This window comes from Bradyrhizobium sp. AZCC 1678, from assembly GCF_036924765.1.
In the GTDB taxonomy this organism is placed as follows: Bacteria; Pseudomonadota; Alphaproteobacteria; order Rhizobiales; family Xanthobacteraceae; genus Bradyrhizobium; species Bradyrhizobium algeriense.
Genome location: NZ_JAZHSE010000001.1, coordinates 4337727 through 4360389 on the forward strand (window position 1 = coordinate 4337727; position 22663 = coordinate 4360389).

A 22663-nucleotide genomic window follows, 5' to 3' on the forward strand; every position below is an offset into this window, starting at 1 on the left:
AACCGCTTCACGAACGCGGTCTCATGCCGGCGCGTGTCCGCAAATTTCAAAAAATCGCCAAATCGATTTCGAAAATGTCTCGCTGCGCTGCAGTGCGGTATAGCAATATTTTCTCCAGCGCAGGCAATCCTTTCACGCCGGTTTGAGTTGGGTTAGAGAGGGCTGATCCGTCTCTCTCACCCGGAATTGCCATGGCTGCACCCAAGAAAAGCGTCGTCGCGAAGGAAACAGAGCAGGAGAAGGCAAACGGGTCCCCACCGGAATTCACCAAGGCGCAGGAGCTGGCCGCGCTGCGGGACATGCTCCTGATCCGCCGCTTCGAGGAAAAGGCCGGCCAGCTCTACGGCATGGGTGCGATCGGCGGCTTCTGCCATCTCTATATCGGCCAGGAAGCGGTCGTGGTCGGCATGCAGATGGCCCTGAAGCAGGGCGACCAGGTCATAACCGGGTACCGTGACCATGGCCACATGCTGGCCTGCGGGATGGACGCCAATGGCGTAATGGCCGAACTCACCGGACGTCGCGGCGGCTATTCCAAGGGCAAGGGCGGCTCCATGCACATGTTCAGCATGGAGAAGAATTTCTTCGGCGGCCACGGCATCGTCGGCGCCCAGGTTTCGCTCGGGACGGGTCTCGCCTTTGCCAACCGCTACCGCGGCAATGATTTCGTCAGCATCGCCTATTTCGGCGACGGCGCGTCCAATCAGGGCCAGGTCTACGAGAGCTTCAACATGGCGGAGCTGTGGAAGCTTCCGGTGATCTACGTGATCGAGAACAACCGCTACGCCATGGGCACGTCGGTGACGCGCTCCTCGGCCCTGACCGATTTTTCCAAGCGCGGTGCCTCCTTCAACATTCCGGGCCAGCAGGTCGACGGCATGGACGTCCGCGCCGTCAAGGCGGCGGGCGACGAGGCGGTCGCCTGGTGCCGCGCCGGCAAGGGGCCGTTCATCCTGGAAATGCAGACCTACCGCTACCGCGGCCACTCGATGTCCGATCCGGCCAAATACCGGACCCGCGAAGAGGTCGAGAAGATCCGCACCGATCAGGATCCGATCGAGCAGGTTCGCAATCGTCTCCTGGCCGCCAAGGTCAGCGAGCAGGAATTGAAGGCCATCGACGCCGAGGTGCGCGAGATCGTCAACGCCGCGGCGGATTTCGCCCAGCGCGATCCCGAGCCCGATCCTTCCGAGCTCTGGACCGACATCTACAGGTAGTTCAACCAATATTCCGCAAAAGTGGGACCGGTTCTGCGACTCTGGCGACGTGCAAACCAAACCAGCGCAGAACCAACTGACGAGTGATTTCGGGAGCCGATATGCCCATTCAAGTGCTGATGCCTGCGCTGTCGCCCACCATGGAAAAGGGCAACCTTGCGAAGTGGCTGAAGAAGGAAGGCGAGACGATCAAGTCGGGCGATGTCATCGCCGAGATCGAAACCGACAAGGCGACGATGGAAGTCGAGGCGACCGATGAGGGCACGCTCGGCAGGATATTGATCCCCGAAGGCACCGCCGACGTCGCAGTCAATACGCCGATCGCGACTATTCTGTCCGACGGCGAGAGCGCCGCCGATCTCGGCAAGGCGGCCGCACCCGCGCCAGCGGCCAAGGCCGCGGAATCAGCACCATCAGCCGAAGCGAAGGCGGAGGCGCCCCAGCCGAAGGCCGAGGCAAAGGCGCCGCCGGCCGCCGTCGCCGAACCCGATCCGGAAGTCCCTGCCGGCACCGAGATGATCACCCAGACCATCCGCGAAGCGCTGCGCGATGCGATGGCCGAGGAGATGCGGCGCGACGCCGATGTGTTCGTGATGGGCGAAGAGGTCGCGGAATATCAGGGCGCCTACAAGGTCACGCAGGGCCTGCTGCAGGAGTTCGGCGCGCGGCGCGTCATCGATACCCCGATCACCGAGCACGGCTTTGCCGGCGTCGGCGTCGGTGCTGCGATGTCGGGGCTGAAGCCGATCGTCGAATTCATGACCTTCAACTTCGCCATGCAGGCGATCGACCAGATTATCAACTCCGCGGCCAAGACGCTGTACATGTCGGGCGGCCAGATGGGCTGTTCGATCGTGTTCCGCGGCCCGAACGGCGCCGCCGCCCGCGTCGCCGCCCAGCACAGCCAGGATTACTCGGCCTGGTACTCACAGATTCCGGGGTTGAAGGTGATCGCGCCGTTCTCGGCCGCCGACTACAAGGGCCTCTTGAAAGCCGCGATCCGCGATCCCAACCCGGTCATCTTCCTTGAGAACGAGGTTTTGTACGGCCACACCGGCGAGGTACCGAAGCTCGACGATTACGTGATCCCGATCGGCAAGGCGCGGATCGTGCGGTCCGGCAAGGACGTGACGCTGATCTCGTGGTCGAACGGCATGACCTACGCGCTGAAGGCCGCCGACGAACTCGCCAAGGAAGGCATCGAGGCCGAGGTGATCGACCTGCGGACGCTGCGCCCGATGGATACCGAGACCATCGTTGCATCCGTGAAGAAGACCGGCCGCGCGGTGACGGTGGAAGAAGGCTGGCAGCAGTCCGGCGTCGGCGCCGAGATCGCCGCCCGCATCATGGAGCACGCCTTCGACTATCTCGACGCGCCGGTGGCGCGCGTATCCGGCAAGGACGTGCCGATGCCTTATGCGGCCAACCTCGAGAAGCTCGCATTGCCCAACGTGGCCGAGGTGGTCGCGGCCGCCAAAGCCGTTGCCTATCGGTAGGTCGATATGGCCGGTCCCAACGAACAGCCGTTGCCGCCCGACGTCATCGGTCGCGAGGATGCCGTCGAAGTGCTGCGCGCCTTCGTGGTCGACGGCGGGCTCTCGATCGCGTTCCAGCGCGCATTCGAGGAGCCTGACATGTGGGGCATGCTTCTGGTCGATATCGCGCGCCACGCTGCCCGCGCCTATGCCCGCGAGAGCGGCTACACCGAAGACGAGGCGCTGACGCGTATCGTCGACATGTTCGAAGCCGAAATCAACCGGCCGACCGATATGGGCTCAACCATGCCCCGGTCGCAACAGGGTCACTGACAATGCCGATCAACATTTTGATGCCCGCGCTGTCGCCCACGATGGAAAAGGGCAACCTTGCCAAGTGGCTCAAGAAAGAGGGCGACAAGGTCAAGTCCGGCGACGTGATCGCGGAGATCGAGACCGACAAGGCGACGATGGAAGTCGAGGCGGTCGACGAGGGTACGATTGCGAAGATCCTGGTGCCTGAAGGTACCCAGGACGTTCCGGTCAACGATATCATCGCGGTCCTGGCCGGTGACGGCGAGGACGTGAAGGCGGCAAGCGCCGGAGCAGGGGCCGCGCCGGCACCAAAGGCCGCCGAAGCGCCCGCCGCAAAACCGGCGCCGGCAGCTGCCGCCGCGCCCGCGCCAAAACCCGCGGCAACCGGGCCGACGCAGGCTGCGGCGCCGCAGGCGGCGGCCTCCGCTTCGCAAGGCAATGGTCACGCGCGCATCTTCTCGTCGCCGCTCGCCCGCCGTCTCGCCAAGGACGCCGGCATTGACCTTTCGCGCATCAACGGCTCCGGCCCGCATGGCCGCGTCGTCGCCCGCGACGTCGAGGGCGCGAAATCGGGCAAGGGCCTGAAGGCCCCGGCCGCCGCGCCTGCGGCGGGTCCGGGCCTCGCGCCCGGGATGTCGGACAAGCAGATCCTGGCTTTGTTCGAGGAAGGCTCCTACGAGGTGGTGCCGCATGACGGCATGCGCCGCACCATCGCGCAGCGCCTCACCGCCTCGGTGCAGACCGTGCCGGTGTTCTACCTGACGATGGACTGCGACATCGGCAAGCTCCTGGTCGCGCGCGAGGAGATCAACGCCGCCGCACCCAAGGACAAGGAAAAGAAGCCGCTCTACAAGCTCTCGGTCAACGATTTCGTCATCAAGGCGATGGCGGTCGCGCTGCAAAAAATTCCGAACTGCAATGTGAGCTGGACCGAAGGCGGCATGCTCAAGCACAAGCATTCCGACATCGGCGTGGCGGTCGCCATGCCGGGCGGCCTGATCACGCCGATCATCCGCAAGGCCGAAACCAAGACGCTGTCGGCGATTTCGGCCGAGATGAAGGATTATGCGGCGCGCGCGCGGGCGCGCAAGCTGAAGCCGGAAGAATATCAGGGCGGCACCACGGCGGTGTCGAACCTCGGCATGTACGGCATCAACCACTTCACCGCCGTGATCAACCCGCCGCATGCGACGATCCTCGCCGTCGGCACCAGCGAGGAGCGTCCCGTGGTGCGCGATGGCAAGATCGAGATCGCGCAGATGATGAGCGTCACGCTGTCCTGCGATCACCGCGCCATCGACGGCGCGCTCGGGGCGGAGCTGATCGGCGCCTTCAAGCAGCTGATCGAAAATCCCGTGATGATGATGGTGTGATAGCCGTCATTGCGAGTGCAGCGAAGCAATCCATCTTACTCGCGACAATGTGGATTGCTTCGTCGCAAGGGCTCCTCGCAATGACTGGAGAAACGTGATGGTCGCACGATGAAAACGAGCGAGTAGCCAATGGCCGACACATCCTTCGACGTCATCATCATCGGCTCCGGTCCCGGCGGCTACGTCACCGCGATCCGCGCGGCGCAGCTCGGCTTCAAGACCGCGATCATCGAGAAATCCTATCTCGGCGGCATCTGCCTGAACTGGGGCTGCATTCCGACCAAGGCGCTCTTACGCTCGGCCGAGATCTACCACTACATGCAGCACGCCAAGGATTACGGGCTGTCCGCCGAAAAAGTCTCGTTCGATCCGAAGGCCGTCGTGGCGCGCTCGCGGGGCGTTTCAAAACGCCTCAATGACGGCGTCGGCTTCCTGATGAAGAAGAACAAGGTCACGGTGATCTGGGGCGATGCGTCGATCGATGCGCCGGGCAAGGTCACGGTAAAGAAATCGGCCGTCGAGGCGCCGAAGGGCGCGCTGGGCGAGGGCGCCTATCAGGCCAAGCACATCATCCTTGCCACCGGCGCGCGGCCGCGCGTGCTGCCCGGGCTCGAGCCCGACAAGAAGCTGGTCTGGACCTATTTCGAGGCGATGGTGCCGGAGCGGATGCCGAAATCGCTGCTGGTGGTCGGCTCCGGCGCGATCGGCATCGAGTTCGCCTCGTTCTTCCACACCATGGGCGCCGACGTCACCGTGGTCGAGGTGCTGCCGCAGATCCTCCCCGTCGAGGACGACGAGATCGCCGGCCTCGCCCGCAAACGGTTTGAGAAGCAGGGGATCAAAATCCTCAGCAACACCAAGGTCACAAAACTGGAGAAGAAGGCCGACAGTGTCGTCGCCACCATCGACGACGGCAAGAAGCCCCAAACGGTCGAGTTCGAGCGCGTGATTTCTGCGGTCGGCGTGGTCGGCAACATCGAAGGCCTTGGGCTGGAGAAGCTCGGCGTCAAGACCGATCGCGGCTGCGTCGCGATCGACGGCTACGGCAAGACCAACGTGCCCGGCATTTACGCCATCGGCGACGTCGCGGGGCCGCCGATGCTGGCGCACAAGGCCGAGCATGAAGGCGTGGTCTGCGTCGAGGCGATCAAGGGCCTTCATCCGCATGCCATGGACAAGAACCTCATTCCGGGCTGCACCTATTGCCACCCGCAGATTGCTTCCGTCGGCCTGACTGAAGAGAGAGCGAAAGAGGGCGGCCGCGAAATCCGCGTCGGCCGCTTCCCCTTCGTCGGCAACGGCAAGGCAATCGCGCTCGGTGAGGATCAGGGCCTGATCAAGGTGATCTTCGACAAGAAGACCGGGCAACTGCTCGGCGCGCACATGATCGGCGCCGAAGTGACCGAGCTTATCCAGGGCTACGTGGTCGCCATGAACCTGGAGACGACGGAAGAAGAGCTGATGCACACGGTATTCCCGCATCCGACGCTGTCGGAGATGATGAAGGAAGCCGTGCTGGACGCTTATGGACGCGTGCTGAACATGTAAGGCGTGATCCCACCGGTCGCGCCCAACAAGAAACGAAAGAGCAATCCGTGAAAGACAATGACAATCTGACCATCGAACGTCCGACGTTCGTGACCCATCTCGAATGCGCGATGGAGGGCGATCACTATGCCGCCGACCAGATTCATAACCTGTCCAAGGCCGGCAAGCCGCTCCTGGTGCGCTATGACCTTGCGGGCGTGAAGACGGCGCTGAGCAAGGACGCGCTTGCAGAGCGCCCCGCCGATATGTGGCGCTACCGCGAGCTGCTGCCGGTCCGAAAAGTTTCTGACATCGTCAGCCTCGGCGAAGTCATGACGCCGCTCATTCGTCTGCCGAAGCTTGCAAAGAAGCTCGGTGGCTGCGAGATCATCGTCAAGGATGAGGGGCGCCTTCCCACCGGCTCGTTCAAGGCCCGCGGCCTGGTGATGGCGGTGTCGATGGGCAAGGCGCTCGGCATCAGGCACATGGCGATGCCGACCAACGGCAATGCCGGCGCGGCGCTGGCGGCCTATGCGACCTCCTGCGGCATCAAGACCACGATCTTCTGCCCGGCCGATACGCCGGAAGTGAACGTCAGCGAGATCGAGCTGCAGGGCGCCACCGTCTACCGTGTCAACGGCCTGATCGATGATTGCGGCAAGATCGTCGGCGAGGGCAAAGCAAAGGCCGGCTGGTTCGATACCTCGACGCTGAAGGAGCCGTACCGGATCGAAGGCAAGAAGACGATGGGTCTGGAGCTCGCCGAACAGCTCGGCTGGGAGGTGCCCGACGTGATCTTCTATCCGACCGGCGGCGGTACTGGTTTGATCGGCATGTGGAAGGCTTTTGCCGAGCTGGAGGCGATCGGCTTCATCGGCGCGAAGCGGCCGCGGATGGTGGCGGTGCAGGCGTCGGGCTGCGCGCCGATGGTGCGCGCCTTCGAGAACGGCACCGAGCACGCGCCGCGCTGGGAAGATGCCCACACCATTGCATCAGGCATTCGCGTGCCGCAGGCGGTCGGAGATTTTCTTATCCTGCGCGCGGTCCGTGAGAGCAAGGGATTTGCGATTGCGGTCCCGGATGAGAAGATTTCTGCTGCGCTCAACGAAGTGGCGCGCGAGGAAGGCCTGCTGTTGTGTCCGGAAGGGGCGGCGACGTATGCTGCTTACCAGCAAAGCCTTGCCGACGGCCGCGTGACGAAAAACGATCGTGTCATGCTGTTCAATTGCGCGACAGGGCTTAAATATCCGCTGCCGCCGGTCACGCGTACGCTCGATCGACACAAGCCGATCGACTACGCAAAGCTCTGACTGTCGCGCGGCGGGATGTGATGGGAGCATGAGATGCGAAAGATCATTCTGGCCGCGATTGCAGTGTTGGCATTCGGTGGCGCCGCGGCCGCGCAAACCTTTCCATCGCGTCCCATCACCATCATTGTGCCGTTCTCCGCCGGCGGCCCGTCGGATGCGATGGCGCGGATTCTCGCCGAGCGCATGAAGGCCACGCTCGGCGAGCAGGTCCTGGTCGAGAACGTGACAGGGGCGGGCGGATCGGTTGGGGTCGGCCGTGCGGTACGCTCGCCGCCTGACGGTTACGCGATCAGTTTCGGCCATCTCGGCACCCACGTTGCCAACGGCGCGATCTACAAGCTCGGCTACGATCTCGTCACCGATCTCGAACCGGTCGCGTTGCTGCCGAGCAACCCGATGATCATCGTCAGCAAGAACGCGGTCCCGGCGAAATCGCTGAAGGAATTCATCGCTTGGCTGAAGGCGCAGCCAGCGCCGCCGACGGCCGGTACCGCGGGCGCGGGCTCCGGAAGCCACATCGCCGGGCTCTATTTCGAGAACGTCGCCGGCGTCAAACTGCAATACGTGCCATATCGCGGCACCGGCCCCGCAATGAACGATCTCGTCGCCGGCCAGATCGATTTGATCGTCGACCAGACTTCGAACTCGATCGGGCAGGTGCGCGCCGGCAACATCCGCGCCTATGCGATCACCGACAGCAAGCGCGTGGAATCCGCCTCCGACATTCCGACCGTCGACGAGGCGGGGTTGCCCGGATTCCACATGACGCTGTGGTCCGGCCTTTGGGTGCCCAAGGGCACGCCAAAGGACGTCGTCGCAAAGCTGAATGTCGCGGCAGTTGACGCCCTGAATGATCCGGCCGTGCGCAAGCAGCTCGAAAACCTCGGTCTGCAGATGCCGCCGAAGGACAAGCTCACGCCCGAAGCGCTCGGCGCCTGGCAGAAGACCGAGATCAAAAAATGGTGGCCGATGATCAAGGCCGCCAACGTCAAGGTGGACTAGCCCCGGATGCGCACGCGGACGAATGTGCAAGACCGGGGACCGGGAACCTACCGTTAGCACGGACGTTAGCGCTCTTACACGTATACGGAGCGCACAATGGCTGACAATGACAACCGACGGAAGGGCACAATCGGGCTCATTCTCGGCGGAATCATCGCAGTGGCTGCCGCGGCATTCATTCTCACCGGCGGGCAATTGGGCGGGGTTAAAGAAGTGACCAACGATGCTGACCTTGCGCCGGTCGCGCCCGGAAAGAAATAGCGTGAAGATGGATCGGTGAGTGTGCGGCGACCAATCGTGGTTGCCCCGTCACAACTTCACCGGCCGGCGGCCGGCAGCGGCGCCGCATTCACCTCCTGCGTCACGACGCGCTGGTCGACCTTCGACGTCACCGCGGGGTCGTTGTCAAACCGCACGCGGTAGACCGCCAAATTCTCAATCACGCGCTGGACGTAGTTTCGCGTTTCGGAAAACGGAATCCGCTCGACCCAGTCGACCGCGTCGACCGTGGGGTCACGCGGATCGCCATGGGCCTTGACCCAGTCCCGCACCCGGCCCCGGCCGGCGTTGTAGCCGGCAAAGGTCATGATGTGATTGCCCTTGTATTCGCTCAGCAGCGCGCTCAGTTCGGCGGCGCCCATTTGCGTGTTGTAGACCGGGTCGGAAACCATGCGGTCCCAGTCATAGCTGATGCCAAAGCGCTTGGCGGTATCGCGTCCCGCTTCCGGCGTCACCTGCATCAGGCCGACCGCATCCGCCACAGACTTGTCGCGCTGGTCGAACGCGCTCTCCGTGCGCGCCACCGAATAAATCATGCTGTGCTCGATTTCGGGGGCGAGCTGGCGGTGCGGCGGAATGCCGATGGTGGGAAAGGCATAATGGTCGAGCGGCAGTCCGCGGCCGAGCGAGGGCTTTCCGACCTGCAGCATCGCGCGGGCGTCGTTGCGGCGGCCGGTGAGTTCGCCGAGCGCTTCGAGCAGAGCAACATCAGAGCTTTGTTCGCCGAGATCGGCGGCAAAATAGAGCACGACATCGCGTTCGCCGATCTCGTAGAGCATGTCGGCGGCGCGCACGCGTTCGTCCGTGGCCGAAGCATCGGCGGACGCGAGGAACGGGCGAGGGCGCGCGCAGTTCGATCTGGCCGCGGCCAAGCCTGGCGCGCGCGAGCTGGCCGTAATAGGCGGTCGGGTAGCGGGCGGCCGCTTCATAGCTCGCACGCATCGCATCCGCCTGGCCAAGGGCTTCGGCCGCGCGTCCGCGCCAGTAGTTGGCCCGTGCCAGCACGATCGGATTGGCCTGTCCCTCATCGATGTGGGCGAAATGCCGGGCGGCGGTGGCGGGATCGTCGAGATAGCGCAAGGCGATCCAGCCGCACATGAAGTGGACGTCGGCGCGGTAATATTCATTGGCCGGCTCAGCGGCGGGACGGACCACATCGTAGGCGGTCTGGAACTTGTCCTGATCAAGCAGCTTGCGGGCGAGCATGCGCCGCTCGCGCCACCATTGATCGGTGTCCTGCAGCGCCATGGTCTCGGGTGCCGCGGCCAGCATCAGGCGGGCCGCATCGTCAATGCGGTTTTGAGCGAGCATCCACTGGATGCGGCAAAGGGTGTAGCCGAGATCCTGCCGTGCCTCGGCTGGGACATCGTCGAGCGCATCCAGCGCCTTGTCCGCTTTTCCCCTGACCGCGGCACAGGCCTTCACAATCGCAAGCTCGTCGTCGCCGAGGCGCTTCGCGGCGCGCTTCGCGCCGGCGAGGTCCTTGGCGCCGATGCGCCTGTCCATGCGCGCACGGTGGTCGTCGCGATCGAGAAAATCGCGGAACGTCTCGAACACTGCGGCCTCCAGGGGCTCCGACAATTCGTCCGATCGCCATGCGTCGCGGGCCAGCCGAGCCGCGCCGTCCCGATCACCCTCTGCGAGCAGCACGCGCGCCAGCGCCAACTTGCCCTTGGCACTTGTGGGTCGATCGCCAATGAAGCCGCGGACCGTCGCCGCATCGCTGCGCTGCTCCCACAGCCGCGCCTCTGCGCGCCGGCGCAGCAACGCGGTGCTCGGCCATTCCGGTTTGGCGGCGATGAACGCCGCGTAGCGGCTGAAAGTCGCGGTCGTCGCCGGGTGGCGCAGGATGAACCACTCGACGAGCTTCTGCGCCGCCGGGTCCGCGATCCTGTTCCTTATGGCCGTCGCCTCTTCGGTCTTTGCCTTGCGCGCGAGATCGATGGCTTCCTTCACCAGCGCAAGATCGCCCGTCAGCGGAGCTATGGCCTCGCTGGGAGCAGGCGAAGCCTTCGACGGCTTCGGCTTGCGTTGTGCGGAAGCGTGTTTGGCGTGCCGGCGTTTCCCGGACGCAGCGCTGCGATGAGGATGAGCCTCCTTCACGTGCGACTTCCTGGTCGCTTCGTGCGCCTTCTGGGTGTGTGGCTTATGGCTGGCCCGCGCGGTCGCATCCGTCGAGAAGAGGGCGAGCCCAGCTACCGTGAAAAAACAAGACAGCGAGCGTAAGCACCGGTTCATTCCATGGTCCCCCTGCGAAACCCACGTCACAAACGCCGTCAAAGCCAAGAGATCGCACGATGCTTGTGGCCTTGACCTGTTCGAAAGATGCCACAACCCAAGATCTGCAATTGTCACTTCAAGGCAACAAACGCGTGCAAAATGAGGCGAATGGGAATGGAACCCAACAGTTCCCGGCGTAACGCCGCGGTGCCAATAAGGAATTCCAAGGCTTACGCCAGATAGCGGCGCGTGGCATCGCTTCGACCGCGGACGAAGCGGCGGATTAGCCGCTATGCGCACGTGGAGAAGCGAATGTCGCTATCGTGCGCCGGACGACGGGTCGCGCGAATGCGCGCCCAGTGACGAGCGCACCTGCGCTCGCACGGTGATGGCAGGCTCCGCGACATCCGGGATTTTCGAAGTTTCCCGCATATCGCTGCGCTCTTGCGGCTACGCGATCGATGCCCAGCGGCGCGCGAGCAGTGGGACCCATCCACGCAGTCCAGCGCCCGGTGATGATTGAACCGACACCGGACGCTGGAGGACAAGGACCGGGAGGCGGCCCTCGTCCGTGATCGTGTCTTGTTGTTTTCGGCTTAACCGTACATGGCCATGTTGGCCATCGCCGTCGCTTCGTTATGGTGGCCGCCGTCGGTGCCGCCACCGGCCAGCACGCCGTCGTCCTCCAGTTCGAAGTGCGCGCCGTTGAGTTCGCCCACCTTCTCGTAGGCGCCATATACCGTCTGAGTAACGTTAATGTCGCTTTGCTTCACCAGGTTGCCGTAGACGGTGATGGTGCCGAGCAGATCCTCGTCATGGGCGCCGGCGTTGCCTTGCTGGCTGATGACGGTGATCACGCTGTAGTCGTTCTTGCCGTCGCCGTTGCTGTCCTTGTGCTCGATCGACTTGACCTCGGCGGTGTGCGCCGAGATTTCGATCTTGTCGCCTTGGGCGCGATTGAAGTCGCGGATCACGTCGTTACCGAAGCCGTCGACCCAGTGATCGTGAGTGGCGCCGTTCTCGCCGGTCACGCCAACCCAGTCGATGGTGCCGTCGGCATTGACGTGCTTTGCGACAATCTCGTCCTTGGCGTTCACCATACCTTCGAAGCGGAAGGTATCGCCGCCGGCGCCGCCGGTGAGGGTGTCGTTGACCGCCTTGAACGCGGCGGTTTCTTCAGCGAAGATCTGCGTCGTGCCGTCCTGTGCCGCGACCATCTCGCCGGCATCCGATCGGCTGAGCAACACGTCGTTGCCGGTGCCGCCATCCATCCGGTCGGCGCCGAAGCCGCCGACCAGAAGATCGGCGCCGGAGCCGCCCGAGAGGTTGTCATTGCCCGAGCCGCCCCACACCTTGTCAGCGCCGGAGCCGCCATTGAGCGTGTCGTTGCCGGCCATGCCTGCGAGCGTGTCTTCCTTGGCACCCCCGGACAAGGTGTTGTTGCCGGTTGTCCCGTTCAGATGATCATGGTCGGAGCTGCCGCCGCCGAACCTAGCGAAGAAATCCTCGAAGCGGCTGTTGTCGAGGAAGCCGTTCAGATTGAAGCGTGCCATTATTCAAACCTCTTACTCAGAGGCCTCACGAACTACAAACGACCACCACGGATTTTGGGAATCGTGAAGTGATGCGCGCGGGCAAGACGTGAGGCGTGACTCCTCACCCGCATCGAAGGAAGAACAGCAAAACGGGCCCGTGACTGGACCTGCACGCGGCGGATTTGCGCAGGGTAGGGGCAATATGGTGACGCGAAAGGCATCCCTGCGATCCGTCTTCAGCGCAGCGGTCGCTTCCGCCAGCAATCAAAACCTCTGCGACAAATCGCGCACGACGTTGTTATGTCTTGCGTCTGAACGATAAGTCCACTGACCGCGCGTGTCATAGGCCGCGTCGTCACGTGGCGAAAGCTGGCGCAAAAAGTGCCGGCCGCACAAAAATGACGCGATCCCCTTCGAACACGATTGATGTCAGGCGTTGTAATTTTCAGTGGGCGCAATCGCGATTCTCACGATCGGCTGCTGCAGGGATGTGATTCGAATCGCATCTTGCGATTCCAAATCGCATCTTGCGATTCTCGGCGGCGCGTGGGTTGTCGCAAATTCGGTTTGGCCGCGCGATGACGTGCGCGAATCTCGCGTTGGAGAAACTTCTCCATCGATCGCCCTCAGGTTGTGACCGGCGCTCGCAATGGAGGCCAGTCGAAGCGGGCGGCGGGGGCGGCTTCGATAAAGCCAAATAAAGGTTGCCGCCGGGCCACGATTGTTGCGTGACCGCAACAGTAAGCGAACATTTGGTTAACCACCCCGCCCGCCTCTTGCTTGCGCCGCTTTTTGGCCACACCCCTCCATGAAACCATTTCTTTCATAGCTGATTGGCCTCAGCACCGGTGAAGGCGACGGGAAATTGCTCCCGAGACCGACACGAGATGGCTGGGGAAAACAGGTTTCGCGGATGGACGCCAAAACCGACATCAAGAAGAGGTTGCCGAGCCGTCACGTGACGGAGGGGCCGGAGCGCGCGCCCCATCGGTCCTATCTCTACGCGATGGGGCTGACCACCCAGCAGATCCACCAGCCTTTCGTCGGCGTCGCGTCCTGCTGGAACGAGGCCGCGCCCTGCAATATCTCGTTGATGCGCCAGGCGCAGGCGGTCAAGAAGGGCGTCGCGGCCGCCGGCGGCACCCCGCGCGAATTCTGCACCATCACCGTGACCGACGGGATCGCCATGGGCCATGACGGCATGCGCTCGTCGCTGCCGTCCCGCGAATGCATCGCAGACTCGGTCGAACTGACCGTCCGCGGCCATGCCTATGACGCCCTGGTCGGGCTTGCCGGCTGCGACAAATCGCTGCCGGGCATGATGATGGCAATGGTCCGGCTCAACGTGCCCTCGATCTTCATTTATGGCGGATCGATTCTGCCGGGCAATTTCCGTGGCCAGCAGGTCACAGTGCAGGACATGTTCGAGGCCGTCGGCAAGCATTCAGTCGGCGAAATGTCGGATGCTGACCTCGACGAAATCGAGCGGGTGGCCTGCCCCTCGGCAGGGGCGTGCGGTGCACAATTCACCGCCAACACCATGGCGACGGTATCCGAGGCGATCGGTCTGGCCCTGCCGTATTCGGCTGGGGCGCCAGCGCCCTACGAAATTCGCGACGCGTTTTGCTCGGCCGCCGGCGAGAAGGTTCTGGAGCTGATCGCAGCCAATATCCGGCCGCGCGACATTGTCACCCGCCGCTCGCTGGAGAATGCCGCCGCCGTGGTTGCGGCCTCCGGCGGATCGACCAATGCTGCGCTGCACCTGCCGGCCATTGCGCATGAGTGCGGCATTAAGTTTGACTTATTCGACGTCGCCGAAATCTTCAAAAAGACACCGTATGTCGCGGATTTGAAGCCAGGGGGCCGTTATGTTGCCAAAGACATGTTCGAGGTTGGCGGCATACCGCTTCTGATGAAAACGCTGCTCGACAATGGCCACCTCCACGGAGATTGCATCACCGTCACAGGCCGTACGATCGCCGAAAACCTCAAAAGCGTGAAGTGGAATCCGCACCAGGATGTGGTGCGGTCCGCCGACAACCCGATCACCGTCACGGGCGGCGTTGTCGGGTTGAAGGGTAATCTCGCGCCGGAGGGTGCGATCGTGAAGGTCGCGGGTATGTCGAAGCTGAAATTTACCGGTCCTGCCCGTTGCTTCGATCGCGAAGAGGACGCCTTCGAGTCGGTCCAGAAGCGGACCTACAAGGAAGGCGAGGTCATCGTGATCCGCTACGAGGGGCCGCGCGGCGGTCCCGGCATGCGGGAGATGCTCTCGACCACGGCGGCGCTGACCGGGCAGGGCATGGGCGGCAAGGTCGCCCTGATCACAGACGGCCGCTTCTCCGGCGCCACCCGCGGGTTCTGCATCGGCCATGTCGGGCCGGAGGCGGCCGTGGGCGGTCCGATCGCCCTGTTGCAAAATGGTGACATTATCGAGATCGACGCCGAGGTCGGAATCCTTAACGTAAAATTGACCGACGCCGAACTCGCCGAACGTAAAACCAAATGGGCGCCTCGACAGACTAACCACACGTCGGGTGCGCTGTGGAAATATGCCCAACAGGTTGGGCCGGCGGTGGATGGGGCTGTGACCCATCCTGGCGGTGCGCACGAGAAACAGTGTTATGCGGACATCTAGGCGTATCATTCTTGCGTTGATGCTGGGGGCCACGCCGGTGGCGGCTCCTGGATTCGCATTTGATGGCGCGCCGGTGAAGCCGGACGCCACGCTGCCCATGGGGAGCCAGCCCGCCGCCGCGCAAGCCGTCACGGCCCAGGCCCTGAAGAAGGTCCCGCCCGCAGCGCCGCCGGCGACTGCGGTTGCCGCGTCCTCGCTGACTTCGCTGCAATACGCGGCCGAGGGTGGCCATCCCGTCGCGCAGTGGAAGCTCGGCCGGATGTATGCCGATGGCAATGGCGTCATCCAGGACGATCTGCGCGCCTTCGAATATTTCAGCCGCATCGCCAACGCGCATGCCGAGGACAGCCCGTCGGCGCCGCAGGCGACGATCGTCGCCAACGCCTTCGTGGCGCTGGGGCGCTACTACCTCAACGGCATCCCGAATTCCAAGGTCAAGCCCGATACCGATCGCGCACGGGAGATGTTCTCCTATGCCGCGTCCTATTTCGGCAACGCCGACGCGCAGTACGATCTGGCGCGGCTTTACCTGAAGACGCCGGACGCCTCGCGGGACGATTTCCGCTACGGCGCGCGCTGGCTTGGTCTGGCCGCCCAGAAGGGCCAGCATCAGGCGCAGGCGATGCTCGGCCAGATGCTGTTCAACGGCGACCGGCTGCCGCGGCAGGCGGCCCGTGGCCTGATGTGGCTGACGCTGGCGCGCGACAATGCGGCCCCCGACGAGAGCTGGATCCGCGAAAGCTACAACCGCGCTTTCGCCAAGGCCTCCGACGACGACCGTGCCACGGCACTGCAGATGCTCGAGCACTGGGTGCAGGGCAAGCGGGACTGAGCGGCGCTAGCCGATTTGTAGGGTGGGCAAAGGCGTTCTTGCGCCGTGCCCACCATCTTCCTTTCCCGATCGATCTGAGTGCTGGGCACGCGGAGCCTGTCATCACTGTGCGAGCGCAGTTGCGCTCGTCACTGGGCCCGCATTCGCGCGACCCGGTGGCTTTGCCCAACCTACAAACTGGCGTGATTTGCCCAGCTACCGCGAAGCGACAATCCGCCTGGACATCGGATAGCCGGCGTTCGTGCCGAATTTGCCTGTCGGCACTCCGTCGTCAACATAACCGGCCGACTGATAGAAGCGATGCGCCGTCTTGGTGCTTGTGAGCGCGCAGCGGCTGGTGCCGCGCTCCACCGCTCTGGCTTCGAGCGCGCTGAGCAAGGCACGGCTGACGCCGCGAAATCGTGCACCGGGCGCCACGTAGTTCAGCGTGATCTCACCTGCGTCCGTCACGGATCCCACCCCGAGGATCGCATCGCCCTCGACGGCGAGCAGGAGCGAGTTTCCAGGTTGTCGTGCCCATGCGGCCACGATATCCGGCGTCTTGTTGGCCAGCCACGCATTCAGGATCGCCGGATCGTTGCGGTGATCGGCAACGCATAAGCGGGAGATCGATTCTCTCAGGACATGGCAGGCCGCGACGGCGTCTACGGGCGCCGCATCCCGAATCGCCACCATTGCCGCGCCTGTCCCGCTCAAGCCGTCTCCAGGTCGAAATCCGCCCACACCGGCACGTGGTCGGACGGCTTCTCCCAGGCGCGCACGTAGCTGTCCACGCCGACATTGGTCAGGCGGTCGCTGGCCTGTGGCGACAGCAGGAGATGGTCGATTCGAAGGCCCCAGTTCTTCTGCCAGGCGCCCGCCTGATAGTCCCAGAAGGTGTAGAGGTTTGGCTCGTCGGTCACCGCGCGCAGCGCGTCCGTCAGCCCGAGGCCGAGGAGGGACTGGAAGGCCTCCCGGGTTTGGGGACGGAACAGCGCATCGTTGCCCCAAGCGGCCGGGTTATAAACGTCGCGAGCGGCCGGAATGACGTTGAAGTCGCCTGCGAGCACCAGCGGTTCTTCCGCCTTAAGCCGCTCCTTCGAGTACTCAAGAAGTCGCGACATCCATTTGAGTTTATAGGGATATTTGTCCGTATCCGGCGGGTTTCCGTTGGGCAGATAGAGGCAGGCGATCCGCATCACGCCGGTCTTCAGCGTCACCACGCCTTCGAGGAACCGGGCATGGGCGTCCTCGTCGTCGCCAGCCAGGCCCGATTTGGTCTCGTCGAACGGCAGCTTCGACAGGAGCGCGACGCCGTTGAAGGTCTTCTGGCCGTGGGTGACGACGTTATAGCCGAGCGACTCGATCTCCAGCCGCGGGAACGCCTCGTCGATGCATTTGATTTCCTGCAGGCAGACGATGTCCGGCGAGGTCTCCCTGAGCCAGGTCAGGAGATGGTCGACCCGCTGCCGGATCGAATTGACGTTCCAGGTTGCAATGCGCATGAAATGGCTCGGGATTGTAACTACACATTTTCTGGCAGTGGCATACCATGTGCATCAAGATACCATGTGCAGCACGGCTGTGGTAACCGTTTAGAAATAAGGCGCAATCATTGCCGTCAAGGGGCAGGAGAGAACCGTCCCGTCCTTTAGGACTGGCGGGCGTGAAAAAATATGAAAAAACGTACCTTGATACTTCTTGCCGGCGCGGTCGGCATCGCTGCCGCGGCGGGTTTCATCACCCGCTCCTCCTGGATGGGCGGCAGCAGCAACGCCCAGGGCCCGCAGCGGCCGCGGATGGTATCCGTCGAGCTGGCTAAGGCGGAGCGCAAAGCCATGCCCGTCGACGTCGACGCGATCGGCATGGTGACACCGATCTCCAGCGTGGCGTTGAAGTCGCGGCTGGAAACCACCATCGTCGCGGTGCACTTCGAGGACGGCGCCAAGGTCAGCGAAGGCGATCTGCTGTTCACGCTCGACAGCCGCCAGATCGACGCCCAGATCGAACAAGCCGAGGGCGTGCTGGCCAGGGACCATGCGCAGCTCGAGGGCGCCCAGCGCGACCTCCGCCGCTTCACCGATCTCGTCGGCAAGGGCGCGACTACGCAGGTCAATGTCGACAACGCTAAAACGCAGTCCGACATCCTGGCCGGCTCCATCAAGGCCAATCAGGCTGCGCTCGACAATCTGAAGGTCCAGAAAAGCTACACCACGATCCGCGCGCCGTTCGCGGGGCGCATCAGCGTCGCCAATGTGAAGGTCGGCAATTTCGTGCGCCCGGCCGATACCACTCCGCTTGCGGTCATCAACCAGATGGCGCCGGTTTACGTGACCTTCGCGGTTCCGCAGCGCGTGCTGGTGGATCTGCGCGAGTCCATGGCCAAGGGTGCCTCTGGCGTCACCGCGACCATTCCGGGCCGCCAACACTCCGAGACCGGCAAGGTCGCGATGGTCGAAAACACCGTGGATATGGCCACCGGCATGATCACCGTGCGCGGCATCATGAACAATGAGAACGAGAGTTTGTGGCCGGGGACGTTGGTCGCGGCCAAGCTCATCATCCGAGCTGAGGATTCGATCGTGGTGCCGACGGTTGCCGTGCAGCGCAGCCAGAGCGGCAATTTCGTCTTCGTGGTCAAGGACGGTGCCGCCAAGGTCCAGCCGGTCAAGGTCGACCGCACCGCGCAGGGCATGTCGGTGATCTCGGAAGGGCTCGCCGGCGGCGAAAGCGTCGTCGTCGACGGGCAGCTGCTGCTGTCGGACGGAACGCGGATCGAGCCGCGGGCCAAAAAGGCCGGAGCGTAACCGATGACGCTCTCCGAACTCTGTATCCGCCGGCCGGTCATGACGACGCTGATCACGGCGTCGATCATCGCGTTCGGCATTTTCGGCTTCCGCCTGCTGCCGGTCTCGGCGCTGCCGCGGGTCGATTTCCCGACCATTGCCGTCACCGCGACCCTGCCTGGCGCGAGCGCGGACACCATGGCGGCCTCGGTCGCCGGCGTCATCGAGCGCCAGCTCTCGACGGTTGCCGGCATCTCCTCGATGTCGTCGAACTCGTCGCAGGGCATCAGCACCATCACCATCCAGTTCGATCTCAACCGCAACATCGACGCCGCGGCGCTCGACGTGCAGACTGCGCTGACGATTGCGCAGCGCCGGTTACCGGTCGAGATGATCATCCCGCCGAGCTTCCGCAAAGTGAACCCGGCCGATTTCCCTGTTCTGTTCGTCGTGCTCAATTCGTCGACGCTGCCGCTGTCGGCGGTCCACGAATATGGCGACATCACCATCGGCCAGACGCTCTCGCAGATTCCTGGCGTCGCCCAGGTCAGTGTCTACGGCGCGCAGAAGTTCGCCATTCGCGTCCAGGCCGACCCTGAGGCCGCTGCGGCCCGCGGGTTGTCGCTCGAGGACATCAGGACGGCGGTGTCCCGCGCCAATTCCTCGACGCCCGTTGGCACGCTGAACGGGCCGAAGCAGGACGTGGCGCTGCAGGCCTCGGGCCAGATGGACAAGGCGATTGATTATCGCCAGATCGTAGTGGCCTGGCGCAACGGTTCCCCGGTCAAGCTCGATGAGGTCGCGCGGATCTACGACAGCGTCGAGAACGAGCGGATTGCGAGCTGGCTGAATGACGAGCGCGCCATCGTGCTGGGTATTCAGAAGCAGCCGGACGCCAACACCGTGGCGGTGGTCGATTCCATTCTGGCCAAGTTCCCGGTGCTGCGGGCGCAGATCCCGCCATCGGTGTCGATCAACGTGCTGATGGACCGCTCCATTTCCATCCGCCAGGCCGTGGCCGACGTCGAGGAGACGCTGCTGATCGCGATCGCCCTGGTGATTCTGGTGATCTTCCTGTTCCTGCGCTCGGCGTCGGCGACCTTCATTCCGGCGCTGGCGGTTCCAATTTCGCTGTTCGGCACCTGCGCGGTGATGTATGCGCTCGACTATTCCATCAACAACATGACGCTGCTGGCGCTGACGCTTTCGGTCGGCTTCGTGGTCGACGACGCCATCGTCATGCTGGAGAACATCGTCCGCCACATCGAGCATGGCATGCGGCCGTTCGAGGCCGCGCTGAAGGGCGCCCGCGAGATCGGTTTCACCATCATCTCGATCACGTTCTCGCTGATCGCCGTGTTCATTCCGGTGCTGTTGATGGGCGGTATCGTCGGCCGCGTGTTCCGTGAATTCGCCGTCACCGTATCGGTTGCGATCATCGTGTCTGGCTTCGTGTCGCTGACCCTGACGCCGATGCTGTGCGCGCGTGTGCTGCGGGCCCATGACGCGACCAAGCGGCCGAATGTCGTGCTTCGCGTCTTCGAGGCGATGTTCGAATCCTGGCTGCGCGCCTATGAGTGGACGCTCGACTGGGTGCTGGCCCGGAAATTCCTGATGCTGATGGTGACGCTGGCCACTCTGGGCGGCACCGTCTACCTCTACATGATCGTGCCGAAGGGCTTCTTCCCGCAGGAGGACACCGGCTTCCTGATCGGTGTGACCGAAGCCGCCACCGATACTTCCTTCGAGGCGATGAAGGAGCGGCAGCAAGCGCTGGTCGGCGTGCTGAGATCCGACCCCGCGGTCGAGTATATCAACTCCACCGTCGGCGCCGGCGGCCCCAACGCGACGGCGAATTACGGACGTCTGTTCATCGCGCTGAAGCCGAAGAAGGAGCGCGACAACCTCAACACGATCATCGGCCGGCTGCGACTCAAGGCCCGCGATATCCCGGGCATGCAGGCGTTCTTCCAGCCGATCCAGAACCTCAATATCGGCGGCCGGATTTCCAAGAGCCAGTATCAATACGTGATGCAGAGCGGCGACACCGAGTCGCTGTACCGGCTGGCGCCTGAGATGCGCGAGAAGATCGAGAAGCTGCCCGGTCTGCTCGACGTCACCACCGACCTCTACATCAAGAATCCGCAGATGACGGTCGACATCGACCGCGAAAAGGCCGCGGTCTACGGCATCACCGTCGACCAGGTGCGTAACCAACTCTACAACGCCTATGGCTCGCGCCAGGTCGGCACCATCTACATGCCGTCGAATGACTACCAGATCATCCTGGAAGTGCAGCCGCAGTTCCGGGTCGATCCGTCGGATCTCTCCAAGCTCTACATGAAGACGCAGAACAACCAGACCATACCGCTGTCGGCGGTGGCAAAACTGGTTCCGACGGTCGGTCCGCTGCAGATCAACCACCAGGCCCAACAGCCGGCGGTGACGATCTCCTTCAACCTCGCACCCGGCAATTCGCTGGGGTACGCAGTCGACAAGATCACCGAGCTCGAGCAGACCTCGAACCTCCCGGCGACCATCGCCACCGGCTTCTCCGGCACCGCGCAGGTGTTCCAGGATTCGCTGCGCGGGCAGGGTGTCCTGATCCTCGCCGCTGTTTTCGCCGCCTTCGTCATCCTCGGCATTCTCTACGAGAGCTTCATCCACCCGATCACCATCATCTCGGGCCTGCCGTCGGCCGGCATCGGCGCGATCCTCACCCTGATGCTGTTCGGGATGGAAATGTCTGTCATTGCAATGATCGGCATCGTGATGCTGGTCGGCATCGTCAAGAAGAACGCCATCATGATGGTGGATTTTGCGCTGGAGCGCCGCCGCGTTGGCCTGAGCGCCGAGCACGCCATTCGCGAGGCAGCGCTGCTGCGCTTCCGCCCGATCATGATGACGACATTTGCCGCGATCTTCGGCACATTGCCGATCGCGCTCGGCGCCGGCGCCGGGGCTGAATTGCGGCAGCCGCTCGGCATCGCCGTGGTCGGCGGTCTCTGCCTGTCGCAACTGCTGACGCTCTACATCACGCCGGTCGTCTACATCTATCTCGACCGCATCGACCGCCGCCTGCGGCGCAAGCTCGAACCGCAACTGGAAGAAGCGGGCGACGAGCGCCCGCACGTGGTCGCCGCCGAATGATGACGTTTGGGCGCGTGATACGGTCGGCTGCGCGGGGCGTCGCGATGCTAATCGCGCTGGCGTTCATCGTCGGCCCGGCCCGCGCCGACGAGCCGATCGAAATCTTCGACGCCCATATGCACTACAATTGGGAGCCAAAACCCCATTACAGCGTCGATGAAGTGCTGGCGCTGTTCAAAAAACACCGCGTCACCGGCATCCTCGCGACCAGCCGCCCGAACACCGGCACGCATGCGCTGATGGACGCCAAGCCCCAGGGCCTGCAGGTCGTCCCGTTCATCAGGCCCTACCGCGTGCGCGCGGACATCCAGACCTGGTTCGGCGATCCCTTCATTTTCGACCTCGTGCAGGAGGAATTCAAACGCGGCTATTACCGCGGCATCGGCGAATTCCACATCTCGGGCAAGGCGGCCGAAAACGAGTGGGTGAAGAAGACTGTCGATTTCGCTGTTGAGCACGACCTTTACCTGCACGCCCACGCCGATGATGTCGCCGTGGAAATCCTGATGCGCCACAACCCGCGCGCCCGCATCATCTGGGCCCATACCGGCTTCGGCCTGTCGACCGACCGCGTTTCGGAAATGCTGTCAAAATATCCAAAGCTGTGGGGCGAACTGTCCTACCGCGGCGGCATCGTAGACGGCAGCGGCAAGCTGACGGCGGAATGGCGCGCGCTGTTCGAGCGCTATCCGGACCGTTTCCTGCTCGGCTCCGACACCTGGATCAACGAGCGCTGGGGGAGCTACGGCGACATCATGGCCGGGTACCGGGCGTGGCTTGCGCAGCTAACGCCAAAGATCGCGGTGCAGATTGCGCATGGCAATGCGAAGGCGCTGTTCGGCAGCGAGCGCTGAGCGCAAGGCGCGAAGGTCGCCTCAATCCGCAAACTCGCAGCCAAAAACCCGCATCCGGCGATACCCGTCGAAGCGAAATTCCGAGGTGATCTTACGCACAGCGACGTTCTTTGGGAAGCCGAGGGCGCGGCGGTTCCCACGCTGTGAAGGCGCGTTTCATCGCCGAAAATG

The 22663-nt window shown here is 63.5% G+C and carries 16 protein-coding genes and 1 pseudogene; 13 read left to right on the forward strand and 4 right to left on the reverse strand.

The window, feature by feature from the left end; translation table 11 throughout:
- Positions 1-191: 191 nt before the first annotated feature.
- The 8 genes from pdhA to V1294_RS20475 all read left to right on the forward strand — a co-directional run bounded on the left by pdhA (position 192) and on the right by V1294_RS20475 (position 8480).
- A complete protein-coding gene (gene pdhA, locus V1294_RS20440) occupies positions 192-1217 on the forward strand; it encodes a pyruvate dehydrogenase (acetyl-transferring) E1 component subunit alpha (RefSeq protein ID WP_334499657.1) in 1026 nt (341 codons plus the stop codon).
- A gap of 101 nt (positions 1218-1318) precedes the next feature.
- Complete coding sequence (locus V1294_RS20445) at positions 1319-2713, forward strand: pyruvate dehydrogenase complex E1 component subunit beta (protein WP_334481023.1); 1395 nt, start codon at positions 1319-1321, stop codon at positions 2711-2713.
- A gap of 6 nt (positions 2714-2719) precedes the next feature.
- On the forward strand, positions 2720-3025 hold the full coding sequence (locus V1294_RS20450) for a DUF5076 domain-containing protein (protein ID WP_108516035.1): 306 nt from the start codon (positions 2720-2722) through the stop codon (positions 3023-3025).
- A gap of 2 nt (positions 3026-3027) precedes the next feature.
- Positions 3028-4380, forward strand: coding sequence for a pyruvate dehydrogenase complex dihydrolipoamide acetyltransferase (locus V1294_RS20455; RefSeq protein ID WP_334499659.1), 1353 nt, complete (start codon positions 3028-3030; stop codon positions 4378-4380).
- Positions 4381-4509: 129 nt separating this feature from the next.
- The gene (gene lpdA / locus V1294_RS20460) at positions 4510-5928 is read left to right on the forward strand and encodes a dihydrolipoyl dehydrogenase (protein ID WP_334499661.1); all 1419 of its coding nucleotides are present in this window, start codon (positions 4510-4512) and stop codon (positions 5926-5928) included.
- 47 nt (positions 5929-5975) lie between these two features.
- Positions 5976-7217: a threonine synthase gene (locus tag V1294_RS20465; protein WP_334499663.1), complete on the forward strand. Its 1242-nt coding sequence runs from the start codon at positions 5976-5978 to the stop codon at positions 7215-7217.
- 33 nt (positions 7218-7250) lie between these two features.
- Positions 7251-8219: a tripartite tricarboxylate transporter substrate binding protein BugD gene (locus V1294_RS20470; protein WP_334499665.1), complete on the forward strand. Its 969-nt coding sequence runs from the start codon at positions 7251-7253 to the stop codon at positions 8217-8219.
- Between the two features lie 96 nt (positions 8220-8315).
- A complete protein-coding gene (locus V1294_RS20475) occupies positions 8316-8480 on the forward strand; it encodes a hypothetical protein (protein WP_247786312.1) in 165 nt (54 codons plus the stop codon).
- A gap of 56 nt (positions 8481-8536) precedes the next feature.
- On the opposite strand, the pseudogene V1294_RS20480 reads toward V1294_RS20475, so the two are convergent.
- Both V1294_RS20480 and V1294_RS20485 read right to left on the reverse strand, forming a co-directional pair.
- Positions 8537-10736 (reverse strand): annotated as a pseudogene (locus V1294_RS20480) (transglycosylase SLT domain-containing protein).
- Positions 10737-11314: 578 nt separating this feature from the next.
- Positions 11315-12271, reverse strand: a complete 957-nt coding sequence (locus tag V1294_RS20485; RefSeq protein ID WP_334499668.1) for a calcium-binding protein — start codon at positions 12269-12271, stop codon at positions 11315-11317.
- Positions 12272-13166: 895 nt separating this feature from the next.
- Between V1294_RS20485 and ilvD the strand changes: the two genes are divergently transcribed.
- Together ilvD and V1294_RS20495 are read left to right on the forward strand one after the other, a co-directional pair.
- Positions 13167-14891, forward strand: a complete 1725-nt coding sequence (gene ilvD, locus V1294_RS20490) for a dihydroxy-acid dehydratase (protein ID WP_108516012.1) — start codon at positions 13167-13169, stop codon at positions 14889-14891.
- Positions 14878-15723, forward strand: coding sequence for a tetratricopeptide repeat protein (locus V1294_RS20495; protein WP_334499670.1), 846 nt, complete (start codon positions 14878-14880; stop codon positions 15721-15723). Before ilvD ends, V1294_RS20495 begins: the two co-directional genes overlap by 14 nt.
- A gap of 195 nt (positions 15724-15918) precedes the next feature.
- On the opposite strand, the gene V1294_RS20500 is transcribed toward V1294_RS20495, so the two are convergent.
- Entirely contained in the window at positions 15919-16419 is a 501-nt protein-coding gene (locus V1294_RS20500) for a GNAT family N-acetyltransferase (protein ID WP_334499672.1), read from the reverse strand.
- Positions 16416-17207 carry an exodeoxyribonuclease III gene (xth, locus tag V1294_RS20505; RefSeq protein ID WP_334499674.1) on the reverse strand — a complete coding sequence of 264 codons (792 nt, stop codon included), beginning with the start codon at positions 17205-17207 and terminating at the stop codon, positions 16416-16418. The genes V1294_RS20500 and xth overlap by 4 nt, the downstream gene beginning before the upstream one ends.
- Positions 17208-17378: 171 nt before the next feature.
- On the opposite strand from xth, the gene V1294_RS20510 reads away from it, so the two are divergent.
- Genes V1294_RS20510 through V1294_RS20520 form a run of 3 tightly spaced genes read left to right on the forward strand, consistent with a single transcriptional unit; the run spans position 17379 to position 22492 of the window.
- Positions 17379-18509, forward strand: coding sequence for an efflux RND transporter periplasmic adaptor subunit (locus V1294_RS20510; protein WP_334499677.1), 1131 nt, complete (start codon positions 17379-17381; stop codon positions 18507-18509).
- 3 nt (positions 18510-18512) lie between these two features.
- Positions 18513-21638, forward strand: a complete 3126-nt coding sequence (locus tag V1294_RS20515; protein ID WP_334481005.1) for an efflux RND transporter permease subunit — start codon at positions 18513-18515, stop codon at positions 21636-21638.
- A 44-nt stretch (positions 21639-21682) separates the two neighbouring features.
- Positions 21683-22492: an amidohydrolase family protein gene (locus V1294_RS20520; protein WP_334499678.1), complete on the forward strand. Its 810-nt coding sequence runs from the start codon at positions 21683-21685 to the stop codon at positions 22490-22492.
- The last annotated feature ends 171 nt before the right edge of the window (positions 22493-22663 follow it).